The 15,239-nt window shown below is 65.2% G+C and carries 12 protein-coding genes; 4 read left to right on the forward strand and 8 right to left on the reverse strand.

Annotation, left to right across the window (positions count from 1 at the left end; genetic code table 11):
- Positions 1–63 precede the first annotated feature (63 nt).
- The gene (locus ASS64_RS08445; RefSeq protein ID WP_067692658.1) at positions 64–2,400 is read right to left on the reverse strand and encodes a DNA translocase FtsK 4TM domain-containing protein; all 2,337 of its coding nucleotides are present in this window, start codon (positions 2,398–2,400) and stop codon (positions 64–66) included.
- 114 nt (positions 2,401–2,514) lie between these two features.
- Positions 2,515–3,090 carry a thiamine phosphate synthase gene (locus ASS64_RS08450; protein ID WP_234002359.1) on the reverse strand — a complete coding sequence of 192 codons (576 nt, stop codon included), beginning with the start codon at positions 3,088–3,090 and terminating at the stop codon, positions 2,515–2,517.
- Between the two features lie 22 nt (positions 3,091–3,112).
- On the opposite strand from ASS64_RS08450, the gene ASS64_RS08455 reads away from it, so the two are divergent.
- Positions 3,113–3,784: a YggS family pyridoxal phosphate-dependent enzyme gene (locus ASS64_RS08455; protein WP_067692661.1), complete on the forward strand. Its 672-nt coding sequence runs from the start codon at positions 3,113–3,115 to the stop codon at positions 3,782–3,784.
- Between the two features lie 75 nt (positions 3,785–3,859).
- Here ASS64_RS08455 and ASS64_RS08460 read toward each other — a convergent pair whose 3' ends face one another.
- Together ASS64_RS08460 and ASS64_RS08465 are read right to left on the reverse strand one after the other, a co-directional pair.
- Positions 3,860–6,619: a [protein-PII] uridylyltransferase gene (locus ASS64_RS08460; RefSeq protein WP_067692664.1), complete on the reverse strand. Its 2,760-nt coding sequence runs from the start codon at positions 6,617–6,619 to the stop codon at positions 3,860–3,862.
- Positions 6,616–8,310 (reverse strand): class I adenylate-forming enzyme family protein, encoded by a 1,695-nt coding sequence (locus ASS64_RS08465; RefSeq protein ID WP_067692667.1) that lies wholly within the window; start codon positions 8,308–8,310, stop codon positions 6,616–6,618. Before ASS64_RS08465 ends, ASS64_RS08460 begins: the two co-directional genes overlap by 4 nt.
- 165 nt (positions 8,311–8,475) lie before the next feature.
- Here ASS64_RS08465 and lgt point away from each other — a divergent pair, with 165 nt between their 5' ends.
- Genes lgt through ASS64_RS08480 form a run of 3 tightly spaced genes read left to right on the forward strand, consistent with a single transcriptional unit; the run spans position 8,476 to position 10,840 of the window.
- Positions 8,476–9,351, forward strand: coding sequence for a prolipoprotein diacylglyceryl transferase (lgt, locus tag ASS64_RS08470; RefSeq protein ID WP_067692670.1), 876 nt, complete (start codon positions 8,476–8,478; stop codon positions 9,349–9,351).
- Positions 9,348–10,430, forward strand: a complete 1,083-nt coding sequence (locus ASS64_RS08475) for a class I SAM-dependent methyltransferase (protein ID WP_067692672.1) — start codon at positions 9,348–9,350, stop codon at positions 10,428–10,430. The genes lgt and ASS64_RS08475 overlap by 4 nt, the downstream gene beginning before the upstream one ends.
- Positions 10,427–10,840, forward strand: coding sequence for a DUF2147 domain-containing protein (locus ASS64_RS08480; protein ID WP_067692675.1), 414 nt, complete (start codon positions 10,427–10,429; stop codon positions 10,838–10,840). The genes ASS64_RS08475 and ASS64_RS08480 overlap by 4 nt, the downstream gene beginning before the upstream one ends.
- A 1-nt stretch (position 10,841) precedes the next feature.
- Here ASS64_RS08480 and ASS64_RS08485 read toward each other — a convergent pair whose 3' ends face one another.
- The 4 genes from ASS64_RS08485 to ASS64_RS08500 form a co-directional block, all read right to left on the reverse strand.
- Positions 10,842–12,377, reverse strand: a complete 1,536-nt coding sequence (locus ASS64_RS08485; protein WP_067692677.1) for an ABC transporter permease/substrate-binding protein — start codon at positions 12,375–12,377, stop codon at positions 10,842–10,844.
- Positions 12,374–13,141 (reverse strand): ATP-binding cassette domain-containing protein, encoded by a 768-nt coding sequence (locus ASS64_RS08490; RefSeq protein ID WP_067692679.1) that lies wholly within the window; start codon positions 13,139–13,141, stop codon positions 12,374–12,376. The genes ASS64_RS08485 and ASS64_RS08490 overlap by 4 nt, the downstream gene beginning before the upstream one ends.
- Complete coding sequence (locus ASS64_RS08495) at positions 13,138–13,596, reverse strand: hypothetical protein (protein ID WP_067692681.1); 459 nt, start codon at positions 13,594–13,596, stop codon at positions 13,138–13,140. The genes ASS64_RS08490 and ASS64_RS08495 overlap by 4 nt, the downstream gene beginning before the upstream one ends.
- A gap of 69 nt (positions 13,597–13,665) precedes the next feature.
- Positions 13,666–15,192, reverse strand: a complete 1,527-nt coding sequence (locus ASS64_RS08500; RefSeq protein ID WP_067693144.1) for a sensor histidine kinase — start codon at positions 15,190–15,192, stop codon at positions 13,666–13,668.
- Positions 15,193–15,239 lie beyond the last annotated feature (47 nt).

Below are 15,239 nucleotides of genomic sequence, written 5' to 3' on the forward strand. Positions count from 1 at the left end.
CCGCAAGTCGAAAGGAAGTCGCGTCAAATCTGCGCGATACCTCGGCCGGTCGGCGCTGGCGGCCTAGATCGGATTGCCGTCCTGGTCGCGGAAGATTTCGCGGCGACCGACATGGTTGGCGGGGCCGACCAGACCTTCGGCCTCCATCCGCTCGATCCATTTGGCCGCTGTGTTGTACCCGACGCCCATCTGGCGTTGCAGCCAGCTGCCGCTCGCCTTCTGGTTCTCAATCACGATCTGGCACGCCTGGCGATACTTGCGCTCGTCGGGATTGTCGCTGGCGGTGAATTCGTCCTCGAAATTGAACCCACCGTCCTCGGGCTCCTCGGTGACCGCGTCGACATAGTCGGGCTTGCCCTGCGCGCGCCAGTGATCGGCGACGCGCTCGACTTCCTCGTCCGACACGAACGGGCCGTGCACGCGGATCATCGCGCCGGTGTTGGGCTTGTAGAGCATGTCGCCCTTGCCAAGCAGCTGTTCGGCGCCCTGTTCGCCCAGGATCGTGCGGCTGTCGATGCGGCTGGTCACCTTGAAGCTGATCCGCGTGGGCAGATTGGCCTTGATCACGCCGGTGATGACGTCGACCGAGGGGCGCTGCGTCGCCATGATCAGGTGGATACCTGCCGCGCGCGATTTCTGCGAAAGGCGCTGGATAAGGACCTCGATCTCCTTGCCCACGGTGACCATCAAATCGGCCAGCTCGTCGACGATCAGCACGATCAGCGGCAGCGGTTCGTAATCGAGCTGCTCTTCTTCGTAGAGCTCCTCGCCGGTTTCGGGATCGAAGCCGGTCTGCACGCGGCGGCCGAGCGGCTTGCCCTTTTCGATCGCCTTTTTCACCTTCTCGTTGAATCCCGCGATGTTGCGTGAGTTCACGCTACTCATCATGCGATAGCGCTTCTCCATCTCCTCGACCGCCCATTTGAGCGCGCGCACCGACTTGTGCGGTTCGGTCACCACGGGGCTGAGCAGGTGCGGAATATCGTCGTAGCTCTTGAGTTCGAGCACTTTGGGATCGATCAGGATCAGGCGGCACTCGTCGGGAGTAAAGCGGTAGAGCAGCGACAGCAGGATGGCATTGAGCCCGACCGATTTACCGCTCCCGGTAGTGCCCGCGACGAGCAGGTGCGGCATGGCGGCGAGGTCGGCGACGATCGGTTCGCCCGCGATATCCTTGCCAAGGATCATCGGCAGGCTGCCCTTGTGGTCGACGAAGGCGGCCGAATTGGCGAGCTGCTTGTAGCTCACCATCTGGCGGTCGGCATTGGGCAGTTCGATCCCGATTACGGTCCGGCCGGGAATGGGTGAGACGCGTGCGGAGATCGCGGACATATTGCGCGCGATATCCTCGGCCAGGCCGACCACGCGGCTGGCCTTGATGCCGGGCGCGGGTTCGAGCTCGTACATGGTCACCACCGGGCCGGCGCGAACGGCGGTGATCTCGCCCTTGACGTTGAAATCGTCGAGCACGTTTTCGAGCAGGCGCGCATTGCGTTCGAGCGCCATCTTGTCGAGCTTGGGCGCCGCGCTTTCCGGTGCATCGTCGAGCAGGTCGTGGCTCGGCAGCTGGAAGCTGGCGAACATGTCGCGCTGCTTGGCCTTGGCGGGTTTGGGCTGCGCGGGAGTCGGCGCGGGATCGGCGATCTCGGGCGCGCGGCGCGGCTCGCGTACTGGAACCGCGTCGGTATCGTCCTCATCCTCCACCAGTTGTTTGGCGCGCTTCTGCTTTTTCGGGGCGAGCGGCAGGTCGAGGTCCGGCAATTGCGCCCTGCGCCTGACGAAATCCGGAAGAGTGAGGAACTGTGCCCAGTCGATCGCGAAGACGCGCGTGATCAGTCCAATCCCTCCGCCCAGCGCCATCAGAGCGAGCGCCAGCACGATCCAGCCTGCGAATTCGCCGCCGAACCGGTCCGCGACGGCCTCGATCGAAAGACCGCCCAGCTGGCCGAACAACCCACCCAGGCCTGCGGGCAGGCTTCCGGTCGCCGGGTCGAACATGAGTGCGAGCACTGTGCCGAGCAGCACGATCGCGGCGAGCAGCATGGCGAAGGGCCCCCACCAGCGGCCGGGCGTTTCCTCCTCGTCCTCGCGCTCGACCCCGGTCCACAATCGGCGCGCGGAGATGTAGAGAAGCGGCAGCAGCAGAACCGCGGGCAGCCCGAGGAAATTGAGCGCTCGCTCGCTCGCCCAGGCGCCGCTGGCGCCCATCCAATTGCGAATGTCGTTGCCGCTGGCGGCGGTAGAAGGGCTGGCATCGGTCTGCGTGTAGCTCGCCAGCGAGAGCGTCAGGAAGATGAGCAGCGCGAACAGCAGCCCCGCGCCTGCCATATGCGTGGCGCGGCGGAAGGAGCGGCGGAATGCCGCGCGCCAATCGGGTGCTGCGCCTGCGCGCGAAGCCATCTGTGTTCCCCTGAACCGTCGAGAGTGCGCAGTATGAATCCTCGGGGACTCCGAGGTCAAGCGGCGTCTGTTTCGGTTCGCCTCAAGCGCCGGCGTTCGCATCCGCTCGCTTGGCTATCCTCGCTCCTTGCAGTCGCTGCGGGCGGGCGGTCGCCCTTGCCTCCCTTCGGTCGGAGATGAACCGAGTCCGTCGATCGCGCCCCAGCGGGGCCAGTCGAGTTCGCGTGCCCGTTCATGCGTCATGCCGCCCAGTGCGATTACGGGCACTCGCGACTGCCGTGCGAGCGCGTGAAAGCGTTCAACGCCGAGCGTCGCGGCACCGGGATGCGATGCTGTCGGGAACACCGGCGAGAGAAAAATCGCATCGGGGTTGGCCTCGAGCGCTGCGTGCATTTCGTCGCCGTCATGTGCGGTGGCGAGACGCAGGCCCGGGCCAAGGCGCTCCGGCGGGCCGTAGTGTCCGTCCGCGCCCCAGTCCTCGACACCCGACAGGATGACGGTGTGGCCGAGGCTGTGCGCCGTGGTTGCCAGTTCCTCGAACCGCGCGCGCCGTGCCTCGGGATCGAGGTGATAGTGGCGAAATACGAAGCCCGATCCTTCCGGCAATGCGCGCAGGGCCGTCTCCAGCAGCGCGTCGTTGCGCGCATCGCTGAGCAGCCACAGCAGGGGGAGGGACTGGTTTCGAGCCACACACGCGCTATAGCGCGGCGCGATGGAAAAGGCAGACACTCCGCTTCAGCAGGTGCGGGCGAACATCGCCAAGGCCTGCACGATCGCCCGCCGCGAGCCCGATGATGTCACGCTGATCGCGGTCAGCAAGACGCATCCGGCGGAGACGATCGAACCGCTGCTGCGCCAAGGCCAGCGCCATTTCGGCGAGAATCGCGTGCAGGAAGCGCAGGGGAAATGGCCCGCGCTGCGCGAAGCCTATCCCGATGTGCACTTGCACCTGATCGGCCAGCTCCAGTCGAACAAGGCCGAGGATGCGGTAGCACTGTTCGACACGATCCACTCGCTCGACCGCCCGAGCCTGGTCAAGGCGCTGGGCAAGGCGATGGACAAGCTGGACAAGCGCATACCGTGTTTCGTTCAGGTCGACGTGGGGGAGGAGGAACAGAAGGGTGGCTGTGCGGTGGCAGATCTGCCCAAGCTGCTCGACCGGGCGCGCGATGCGGATATCCCGGTTGCGGGCCTGATGTGCCTGCCGCCCTTCGAGATCGAGCCTGCCCCCTTCTTTGCCCTTCTCGACAAGCTGGCCCGCGACCACGGACTGGAGGGCCGCAGCATGGGCATGAGCGGCGATTACGAAACCGCGATCAAGCTCGGCGCGACACATGTGCGCGTGGGCACGGCGTTGTTCGGAGAACGCGGCAAACCCGCCTAGCGCTACCCTCAAGCAGCGAGGCGGTAGGGGGAGGAAAACCCCCGCACTCAAGTAGCGAAGCGGTAGGACGACTAATTACGCGTTCTCGAGCCGGTCCTGCATCGCGTCGCTGGCGGCTTCCATCAACCGCGCCTCGATACGGTTCATGCGCTCGCCCGGCTCGAGCTTTCCGCCGGTGAGGTCGGTCACGTAGAAAGTGTCGGCCGCGCGCTCGCCGTAATTGGTGACATGCGCGGAATGCACTACCAGTCGGCTTTCGAACAGCGCGCGCGCAAGCCGATTGAGCAATGCGGGGCGATCGCGCGCATTCACCTCGATCACGGTGAACTTGTTGGAGGCCTTGTTGTCGAACAGCACGCGCGGAGCGACATCGAAGGCGCGCGCCCGGCTGTGCGCCAGCGGGCGTTGGGCTAGACGGGGCGCGAGGTCGACGGTATTCGAAAGCGCGTCGGCGATGCTCTTCTCGAGCCGTGCGAGCTGGCCCGCTTCGGCAAAGGGCTCGCCATGCGGGTCCTGGACGAGGAAATTGTCGAGCGCCCAGCCAGTGCGCGTCGTGTGGATCCGCGCGTCGATGATGTTGCCGCCGGCAAGATGGATTCCCCCAGCGATGCGGTAGAACAGGCCGGGGTGGTCCGCGGCGATCACCGTCACCAGTGTCGCGCCGCGTGCCTCGTAATATTCGCAGTGGATCGACAGCTCGTGTTCCTGCTCGCGCGCGGCCGCGTAATGCACGAGATTGAGCGCGATGATGTCGCTCGGCTCGGCGATCCAATAGGCGTCGCCCATGGTCTTTGCGAGGTCTTCGACCAGCGCAGCCTCGTCGCCGAGGATCTCGACCACCTCTGCCTGCTTATGCGCGATCTTCTGGCCGCGCCCGTGGCGCATATGGCCGAGCCGCAGCCGTTCGCTGGAAACGTCGTAAAGTTCGCCCAGTAGCTGGCCCTTCCAGCTGTTCCACGTGCCCGGTCCGACCGCGCGGATATCGACTGCGGTCAGGATCGCGAGATGACGCAGGCGTTCCTGGCTCTGCACCTGCGCGACGAAATCCTCGATCGTCTTGGGATCGGTCAGGTCGCGCTTTTGCGCCGTATGGCTCATCAGCAAATGGTTGAGCACCAGCCAGGCGACCATCTCGGTCTCGCTTTCGGTCAGGCCGAAGCGCGGGCACAGTTCTTCCGCGACCTCGGCGCCCAGCACCGAATGATCGCCCCCGCGCCCCTTGGCGATGTCGTGGAGCAGCACAGCGACATAGGCGACGCGGCGCGAATTGACCTTGTGGATCAGCCGCGTGGCGCGCGGGTGATCGTCCGCCAGTTCGCCCTTCTCGATCTTGTTGAGCAATCCGATCGCGCGGATGGTGTGCTCGTCCACCGTATAGTGGTGGTACATGTCGAACTGCATCTGCGCGTTGACCTTGCCGAAATCGGGAACGAATTTCCCGAACACACCCGCCTCGTTCATCCAGCGCAACACCATTTCGGGATCGTTGCGGCCGCACAGCAGGTCGAGGAACAGCGCATTGGCGCGTTCGTCCTCGCGGATCGAATGGTCGATCAGCCCGCAGTCGCGGTTCGCCTGGCGCATGGTTTCGGGATGAATTTCAAGCCCTTCGGCCTCGGCCAGCTGGAAGATTTCGATGAGCCGAACCGGGTTTCGCTTGAACCAGTCGTCGGAAGGGGCGCCGATCTTGCCGGCATGCACGCGATATCCCTTGAGTTGCCGTGCCTTGGCTTTCCACCCGGCAAAGAAACCGCGGCGCGCCGTCCTGGCCTCGAACTGCTCGTCGATATGCGCGAGGAACACCCCGGTAAGCGAGCCGACGCGCTTGGCCTGCAGGAAATAGAACTGCATGAAGCGCTCGACCGCACTCTTGCCGGGGCGCTCGGCGAAATTCATCCGTTCGGCGATACGCCGCTGGAGGTCGAACGTCAGCCGATCCTCGGCCCGGCCGGTGAGGACATGCATGTGGCTGCGCACCGCGAGGAGGAAGTTCTCCGCGCGTCGGAAGCTGCGATATTCGGCCCGCGTGAACAGGCCGACATCGACCAGTTCGGATGCCGTGCGCACCCGGTGGATGAACTTGCCGATCCAGTAGAGCGTATGGAGGTCGCGCAGGCCGCCTTTGCCGTCCTTGACATTGGGTTCGACTACATAGCGGCTATCGCCCATGCGAACGTGCCTTGCATTGCGTTCGGCCAGCTTTTCGGTGACGAACGCACGCTCGTTCCCGCGTACCACTTCCATGGTGAAACGCCGCGATCCCTCGTCGAAAAGCTCCTGGTCCCCCCAGACGTAGCGCCCTTCGAGCAGCGACGTGCGGATCGTGAGGTCGCTCTTGGACAGGCGCATCGCCTCGTCGAGCGTGCGTGTGGAATGGCCGACCTTTAGCCCGAGGTCCCACAGCATATAGAGCATCGCCTCGACCACCTGCTCGCACCAGGCGGTTTTCTTTCCCCCGACAAGGAAAGCGATGTCGACATCCGAATGCGGCGACATTTCCGCGCGGCCGTATCCCCCCACCGCCATGACCGCGAGCCGCTCTGCCTGCGAGCGGTTGGCGGCGGGATAGAGATGGGTGGTCGCATGATCGTGGATCACGCGGATCAACTGGTCGATGAGGAAGGCGAAGCCGCCCGCATTCTCGTGTCCGGCCGAAGGCCTTTCCTCCAGCCTGCGTTCAAGCTCGGCACGCCCTGAGTCGAGCGCGGCCTTGAGCAATTTCACCACATGCGGACGTGCCTTGTCGCCATGCTCCCCGACCAGCGCTTCGATCGCGGAGGCAAGCTTGCGCCTGTCGATGATCGCGCGCTGTCGGGGGACTCGGATTGCGCTCAAGCGGCCTGGTGCTCCTTGGCGTAATTGGCCTTGACCGTGCGCTTGTCGACCTTTTGCGTTCCGAGGCGCGGCAGCTGCTCTTCGCTCTGCCACATCAGCGAAGGAATTTTGAACGCAGCGATATGTTCGCGCAGGAAGTCCTGCAGTTCCTCGGCCGACAGGCTTTCGCCCGGGTGCAGATAGTAGACCGCAGCGGGAATCTCGCCGAAGCGTTCGTCGGGCAGGCCGAAGACCGAGCATTCGGCCACCTTCGGATGCGCATAGATCGCCTCTTCCACTTCTATGCAGGAGATGTTCTCACCGCCGCGGATGATGATGTCCTTCTTGCGATCGACGATGAAGAGGTAATTGTCCTCGTCGAGATAGCCGAGATCGCCGGTGCGGAAATAGGCATCGTCGGAATAGGCGGCCTTGGTGGCCTCTTCGTTCTTCCAGTAACCGAGGAAGTTGCAGACCGAGCGGATCGAGACCTCGCCGACCTTGCCCTGTTCCATCTTCTTCCCGTCATCGTCGAGGATCGCCATGTCGACCAGCGGCAACGAGGGCATGCCGGTGCTGCTTGGCTTGGCGAGGTAGTTCTCGTTGAGATTGCCCGCGCCCACGCCGTTGGTTTCGGTGAGGCCATATCCGAGGACGGGATAACCGTCCTGGAAGGCATCCTTGATCTTCTTCACATGCTCGATCGGGCGCGCGGCCCCGCCGCCGGCAAAGGTCTTGCACTGCGAGAGATCGTATTTTTCGCGCTCGGGATGGACCGCAATCTCGTAGCTCATCAGTGGGACGCCGACGAAATAGGTGATCTGTTCCTTCTCGAGCAGGCGCAGGGCTTCGGTGGCATCCCATTTGGGCATCAGCACCAGCTTGCGCCCCATGGCGAAGCTTTGCAGGAACAGCGGGACCTCACCGGTAACGTGGAACAGCGGCACCGCCACCAGCGCGCTGGGCTGCACGGTCGGCGCTTCGCCGCGCTCGGTCAGCAACTGCAGGATCATCGCGGTCTGGCAGACATAGTTCATCGTGCCCGAAACCACGCCGAGATGGTCCGAATAGGCGCCCTTGGGATGGCCGGTCGAACCCGATGTATAGAGAATGGTCGCCAGGTCGTCCGGCCCGATCTGCCCGAGCATCTGCATCGCCGTATCGCCGGCAGCCCAGACGGGGGCGAGGCCTTCGGACGGCGTGCCATGGTCGAACACGACCAGCTTGGCCGGATGCTCGATACCTTCGAGTCGGGCGGCGCGCTGCGGATCGGCCAGCACCAGCTTGCATTCGCACAGCTCGATTCCGTAAGCGAGCTCCTCGCCCGTCCACCAGCCGTTGAGCAGCGTCGCGCAGCCGCCGGCCATGAGGATGCCCATGTAGGCGACGATCCAGTTGGTCGAATTGCGTGCGGCAAGCCCGACTCGGTCGCCCTTCTCGATGCCGTGTTCGGTGGCGAGGCCATGTGCCACATGGGTGGCCGCGTGCCAGATCTCGCCGAAAGTCAGGCGCATATCGCCGTCGACGATGAAGACCTCGTCCTTCTTCTCGTTACAGAAATACGCAAAATAGTGCACCACGCTGGGCGGGGCGTTCTTGAATGCGGGCATGGTTACGCCGCGGCGGGTGACTTCGGTCAGCTCGAACATCTGGCCGGGTGCGGTCACGGCCTTGGTGATCCGGTCGATGTCCTTGTCGAGTTGTGTCGGCATGGGTTGTTTCGTGTCCTCTCCAATACGGCGCACGGCCCCGTGTTCGAGGCTCGCGCATGAATTGCGGCTCGACGCAGGCTTTCCCCAAAACCCCTGCTATGCCAAAAGCCGCCCCCGATGGGTCGCCGGTCGCGGCCTTGGACACACCTCTAAGGGGATTACGACTTGCTGTCACTACTGGCTGCATCGGGCGCCGCGGAGCCGATCTACTGGGAGAATCTGGGGCTGCGCCCCTATCTGTTCGAGATCGGCGGATTCCAGTTGCGGTTCTATTCGCTCGCCTACCTGCTCGGCATATTGTTCGGCTATTGGCATCTGTCGAAGATGATCAAATCGCCTGGCGCGCCGATGGCGCAGCGCCATGCCGACAATCTGTTCTTCTACTGCACGCTTGGCGTGATCCTCGGCGGGCGTCTGGGCTATGCGGCCTTCTACAAGCCCGAACTTCTCGCCAGCGCCGATCTGTTCAAGCTGTGGGAAGGCGGGATGAGCTTCCATGGCGGCGTGATCGGCGTGCTCGTCGCAATCAGCTGGGTCGCCTGGCGCGGTGGGCTCAACTGGCTGCGAATCTGCGATTACATCGCGGTCAACGTCCCGCTGGCCTATATGCTCGGCCGACTGGCAAATTTCGTCAATGGCGAGCTCTACGGCCGTCCGGTGGAAAGCGATTTTCCGCTTGCCATGGTCTTTCCGACCGATCCCGACCAGCTGGCCCGCCATCCCAGCCAGCTCTATCAGGCCGGCTTCGAGGGGCTGCTGCTCGGTGTGGTGCTGATGGCGCTGTTCTGGTCGACCCGCGCGCGCTACCGCGTCGGGCTGCTGGTCGGCGTGTTCACCATCGGCATGGGGCTGGGCCGCTTCCTGATGGAATTCTTCCGCGAGCCCGATGCGCACCTTGCCTATGTCGTGGTCGAAACCGGCCTCTCGCGCGGCCAGTGGCTCAGCCTGCCGATGATCGCCATCGGCCTGGTGGTGATCGCCTATGCGCTGATGAAACCACCGGTGGGCGGCGCGGCGAAAGTCAATCCGCAAACCACATGAGCGATGGCGGGGATACCGATCTTGCGGCGACGTTTCGCCGTCTGATCGCGCAGCACGGACCGATGCCGGTGTCGCGCTACATGGGCGAGAGCAACGCGCGTTACTACAGCTCGCGCGATCCGCTGGGCGCAGCCGGCGATTTCACCACCGCGCCCGAGGTCAGCCAGATGTTCGGCGAGATGGCCGGGCTGTGGCTGGCGGATATCTGGACACGGGCGGGCCGACCTGCAGAGGCGATCTATGTCGAGCTCGGCCCGGGACGTGGGACGCTGGCGAGGGACGCCTTGCGCGCGATGGCGAGCCAGGGGTTGCGGCCGGATGTGCACCTTGTCGAAGGCTCGGCGGCCTTGCGCAAAGTGCAGAGTGGGGCGCTCGGCGGTGCGCAATTTCACGATACGCTCGATACGCTGCCCGAAGACCGGCCGATCCTGCTGCTGGCCAATGAATTCCTCGATGCGCTGCCGATCCGCCAGCTGGCGATGACCGAAAAGGGCTGGCGCGAACGGATGGTGGGCCTCGAACAAGGCGAACTTGCCTTTGTCGCGGGTCCGAACCCGATGGAAGACGCCGTGCCCGAGGAGCAGCGCGCTGCGCAGCCGGGCACGGTAATCGAGACCTGCCCGGCGGCCGCCGCGCTGGTCGAGGCGCTGGCGCGGCGGCTCGACGTGCAGGGCGGGGCGGCGCTCTTTATCGATTACGGACATTTGGCGCCGCGCACCGGCTCGACGCTGCAGGCGGTGCGTGCGCATGAGAAAGTCGATGTCTTCGCCGCGCCGGGCGAGATGGACCTCACCGCGCATGTAGATTTCGCCACGCTCGATACGATTGCGCGCCGCGAAGGCGTGGCGAGCATGTTGACCACGCAGGGCGCCTGGCTCACCTCGATGGGAATCGGATTGCGTGCGCAGGCGCTGGCCAAGGCTTCGCCCTCCCGCGGCGAGGAGATCAAGGCGGCGCACGACCGTCTCGTTCAGCCCGAGGCAATGGGCGAGCCGTTCAAATGCATGGCATTGACCGCGCGCGACTGGCCGCGCGGGGCCGGCTTTCCCGAAGGCCAGCGGAGGAAATTCGAGACATGAAACGCCTGCTAGCCCTTGCCGCCCTGTCGCTCGCCGCCACCCCGCTTGCTGCCGCCGATCCGATCGAGGGGCGCTGGATTACGGCCGAGAAAGACGCGATTATCCAGATCGGCGATTGCGGGCGCAGCACCTGCGGGCGGATTGCGAAGTTCCTCGTGCCCCCGCCGCAGGGGGTGGACCAGCGCGACGTCAACAACAAAGACAGGGCGAAGCGCGGCCGCAAGCTCCTGGGCATGCCGATCCTGACCGGCTTTACCGAGGAAGCGGATCTGTGGCGCGGGACGATCTACGACCCCAAGAGCGGCAAGACCTACCGCTCGGTCATCCGCCGAAAGGGAGCGGATCGGCTCGAGGTAAAGGGTTGTATCGGTCCGTTCTGCCAGACGCAGGTGTGGAACCGGGCGCGCTAGGTCATAGGCCGACGCGCTGGGCCAGCCTGCGCGCGGCCTCGTCGAACGACAGCTGATCTTCCTCGCGGTCGACCGAAAGATTGGCCGCGCGCATCGCCTCGACATCGATCGCACCGACCAGCGGCGACAGCGCGGTGACGATTCTCTCGTGCGCTCCCGTCTCCGGGCTGAGCAGGACGATGGCGTCGTAATTGGGAAAGGCCCCCTCGGGGTCGTCGAGGAATACCAAATCGTCGGCCGCGATCCGCCCGTCCGAAGTATAGGCGCCGATCACGTCGGCCTCCCCCGATTGCAGCGCATTGTACATGAATGTGGGCGAGAAATTGCGCCGCTCGGCAAACCGCAGCCCATAGGTGTCGCGTACTCCGAACCAATCGGGCCGCTCGAAAAATTCCGGATCGCCGCCGATGATCATGCGCGGAGCGCGCGCGGCGAGATCGCCGATGCTCTCGAAGCTGCCTGCCTCGGCTTTCGCACGCGGCATGGCGAGGCCATAGGCATTCTCGAATCCCAGCCGGCCCAGGACATGCGTACCGCTGGTGCGCGTTTCCCACTCGATAATCTCGGCAAGCATGGCATCGCGGTCGAGATTGTCGCGCCGCTCCATCTGATTGGTCCAGATCGTGCCGGTGTAATCGACCAGCACGTCGATCGCTCCGGTCGAGACCGCGCGATGCGCTACTGCCGAACCGAGTCCGTCGCGATAGTCCACCGAATAGCCTGCCGCCTCGAGCCGCTGTCCGATCAGGCGGGCGAGGATATACTGTTCCGAGAAACTCTTGGCGCCGATCACGATGCGATCATCGTCGCTGCTTCCGAACTGCACGGTGAGCGCGGCCAGGATGCCGAGCACGACCGCGCCCAGCCCCCCGGCAGCCAACAGGCGTCGGCGCGTGGCGAGCCCTTTTTCGATCATGCCGAGCAGTGCATCGGCCACCAGCGCCAGCCCGGCGCTGGCGATGCATCCGGCAAGCACCAGCACCCAATTCTGAGTCTGCAGCCCGGCAAATATCGGATCGCCGAGGCTCGGCTGGCCGATGGTGGTCGACAGCGTTGCAGCGCCAATGGTCCAGACTGCGGCGGTGCGGATGCCGGCCATGATATAGGGCGCGGACAGGGGGGCTTCGACCAACCGCAGGCGCTGCCAGAAACTCATCCCTACGCCGTCGGCGGCCTCGATCACGCCCGGGTCGAGATTGGCCTGCGCGGTCACCGCGTTGCGCAGGATCGGCAGCAGGGCATAGAGCGAGAGCGCCAGCAGCGAAGGCAGGAAGCCGAGCGTGGGCAATCCCTCGCCAAAGACCGCGCGCAGGCTCAGCAGGATCGGGAAAAACAGCGCCAGCAGCGCGAGCGCGGGAATCGTCTGGACGAGACTGGCGAAACCGAGCGTCGCCCGCGCGACGGCGGGCGAGCGGCTCGCCCAAATCGCCAGGGGCAGCGCCACCGCGATGCCCAGCGCAATGGCGGAAGCGGACAGCAGGACATGTGCGGCCAGCTTGTCGCCGAGGCCTAGAAGCGCAATCCCGATATCGTTCACCGTGCCAGCTCCGCCAGCCGGTCGGCCTGCGCGCGAGGGACGGCGACGAGACCCTGCGCGATCTCGCCGCCCGCACCGTCCAGCAGGGCATGCGGCGTCTCGTCGGCGACGACGCTGCCTGCATGCATCACCAGCACCCGGTCGGCCAGCAGCAGGGCTTCGGCCATGTCATGTGTCACCATCACGGTGGTCAGGCCCAGCTCCTCATGAAGCGCGCGCACCCGTTCGCCGAGCGCATCGCGCGTAATCGGATCGAGCGCACCGAAGGGCTCGTCCATCAGCAGCAGGTGCGGCTCGTTGGCCAGAGCGCGCGCAACCCCGACGCGCTGGCGCTGCCCGCCGGACAATTCGTCGGGCATGCGCGCGGCGAGGGCGGGGTCGAGATCGACCAGTTCGAGCAGCTCGGCAATCCGCCCATCCGCCAGCTTCTCGCCGACCAGCCGCGGGCCGATGGCAATGTTCTCGTCCACTCGCATGTGCGGAAACAGGCCGATCGACTGGAACACATAGCCGATCCGGCGGCGCAGTGCGGCGAGCGGCAGGCTCTCGACGTTTTCGCCTTCGAACCGCACGGTACCGGTCGTCGGGTCGACGAGCCGGTTGACCGTCTTCAGCAGTGTCGACTTGCCCGAGCCGGAAGCGCCGACCAGCGCAACGAATTCACGCTGCGCGATCGCCAGCGAAACTCCGTCGACCGCCGCAGTCGTCTCGTAGGTTTTCCGCAAGTCGCAAAATTCGAGCAGCGGTGCGGGTGCATCCGTCACGCTTCCGAATCGTCCTCGGCGGGTTCCCCTTCCGCGGGCAGCTCGTAATCCACCCGCTCGAGTTCGATGGTCAGCCCGCCGTCGCTTTCGGCCCGCATGGTGTCACCGGACATCCGGCCGGGCTCCCAGCAGCGCTCGATGGCATTTTCGTCATCGGGCGTGAAACAAAGCACTTTGGGACGTGCGCCTTCGTCATAGGTCCAGTTGCCGGTCTGCCAGGGATCGCCATTGCGCAAATCGCGATAGGTGCCGTCGGGATCGAGATAGGTGGTGTAGCGCGCACCATCTTCCGCCACGGCGCGCCAGGCTGTGGCGGAGAAGATTTCCGGCGCGGGTTCGCCCGTCGGAGTGAGCGCGGTCTCCGGCGTGGCAGCGGACTCGTCACCGCTCTGGCCGGCGGGAGCGCAGGCGGCGAGGACAAGGCTGGCCAGTGCAGCATGTATGATACGTCTCATCGTGACGTTCCCTGTTTCACGCCCCGGGGGAAAGCACAGCCGGGCGGGGGTGGCAAGTCGAGCGCGCGATCAGCTTTCGACCGCGGAGCGCGGGAAGACGATCCTGACCTCGAGCCCTTCCTCGGAGAAGGTCCGCTCGAATGTTCCGCCCAGTTGACCCTCGACCGCCATGCGCAGCAGGCGCGAGCCGAAGCCTTCGCGCTCGCTTTCGTCGGGAATGCCGCAGCTGCGTGCACTCTCTTCCCAGTTGACGCACACATCGTCGCCGCCCGCGCAATCGTCTTCCACAGTGACCGTGACATGGCCCTCGGCGCAGGAGAGCGCGCCATACTTTGCCGAATTGGTCGCCAGCTCGTGAAAAATGAGCGCCAGCGGCGTCGCAGCGCGGGCGCCGATCTTGATCCCCGGGCCGCTTACGCTGAAACGTTCCTGCTCTGCCGTGCCATAGGGAGCCAGCAGGTCGGCGAGCAGCCCCGACAGGGTGCCGCCCCCTTTCCCGTGACCGGGCCGGACATAGTCATGCGCCGCGCCCAAAGCGCGGATGGTCTGGTTCAGTTCGGCGGCAAAATCGGCGACTTCCGGCTTGCCGCGAGAGCGGATCGCCACGAGGCCGGAGACGACGGCGAAGATGTTCTTGATGCGGTGCGACAACTCGTTTGCCAGCAGGTCGCGCGATTCGGACAGCCGGTGCTGGCGATCGACGTCGATCACCGTGCCGAACCAGCGGTTGGCATCCTTGCCCATCGGGATGCGGACCGCGCGCGAGAGCATCCAGCGATAGTCGCCATCGGAGAGCTTCAAGCGCCATTCGTACTCGTAGGGCTGGCCGCTTTCCAGCGAGGCCTCGAACGCCGCCAGCGCCTTGTCCCAGTCGTCCGGGTGGATCGCAGCGCGCCAGTCCTCGACCGTTGTGGGTTTGGGGAGACCGGTCAGGTCTTCCCATTGCGCATTGATCTGGTCGAACTTACCCGAGGCGTCGGCCGACCAGGCGATCCCCGGCACGCTGTCGATCATGCGCTGGAGATAGTCGTCGCGCACTGCCACCGCTTCCTGCGCGGTTTCGCCCAGCCGCCGCTGCGAAATGCGCCGCATGACCGCCCTGGCCAGGACGCCTAGGCTCTCCTGCTGGAAGCCGGTTAGCCCGGCGCTGCGCGGCACCGTGTCGATCACGCATAGCGCGCCGAGCGGTGCGCCCTCGGCCGAAATCAGCGGGTGGCCGGCATAGAAGCGAATGTAGGGCGGCCCGGTGACCAGGGCGTTGTCGGCGAAACGCTCGTCTTCGTGGGCATCGCATACTTCCATCGCTTCGCTGCCGAGCATCGCATGCGCGCAGAAGCTGGTCGAACGCGGCGTTTCGCGCGCATCGATCCCGGTGCGGGTCAGGAACAGCTGCCGGCCTTCCTCGACCATGGTGACCAGCGCCATCGGCGCGGCGCAAATCTTGGCGACGAGTTCGACGAGTTCCTGCAGCTCGGGATCGTCGACCAGCGCATCCACGCCATGCGCGGCAAGGATCGCGAGACGCTTGTCCTCGTCGCAATGCGCATCCGAGGGCGCCTTGCCCCCGGGCCACAGGATGGAACCCTTCCGATACATGCCGATGTCCATTCGCCTAGGACCATGCGCCCACGGCGTAAAGCACT

This window comes from Erythrobacter sp. AP23 (assembly GCF_001542855.1).
Lineage (GTDB): Bacteria > Pseudomonadota > Alphaproteobacteria > Sphingomonadales > Sphingomonadaceae > Qipengyuania.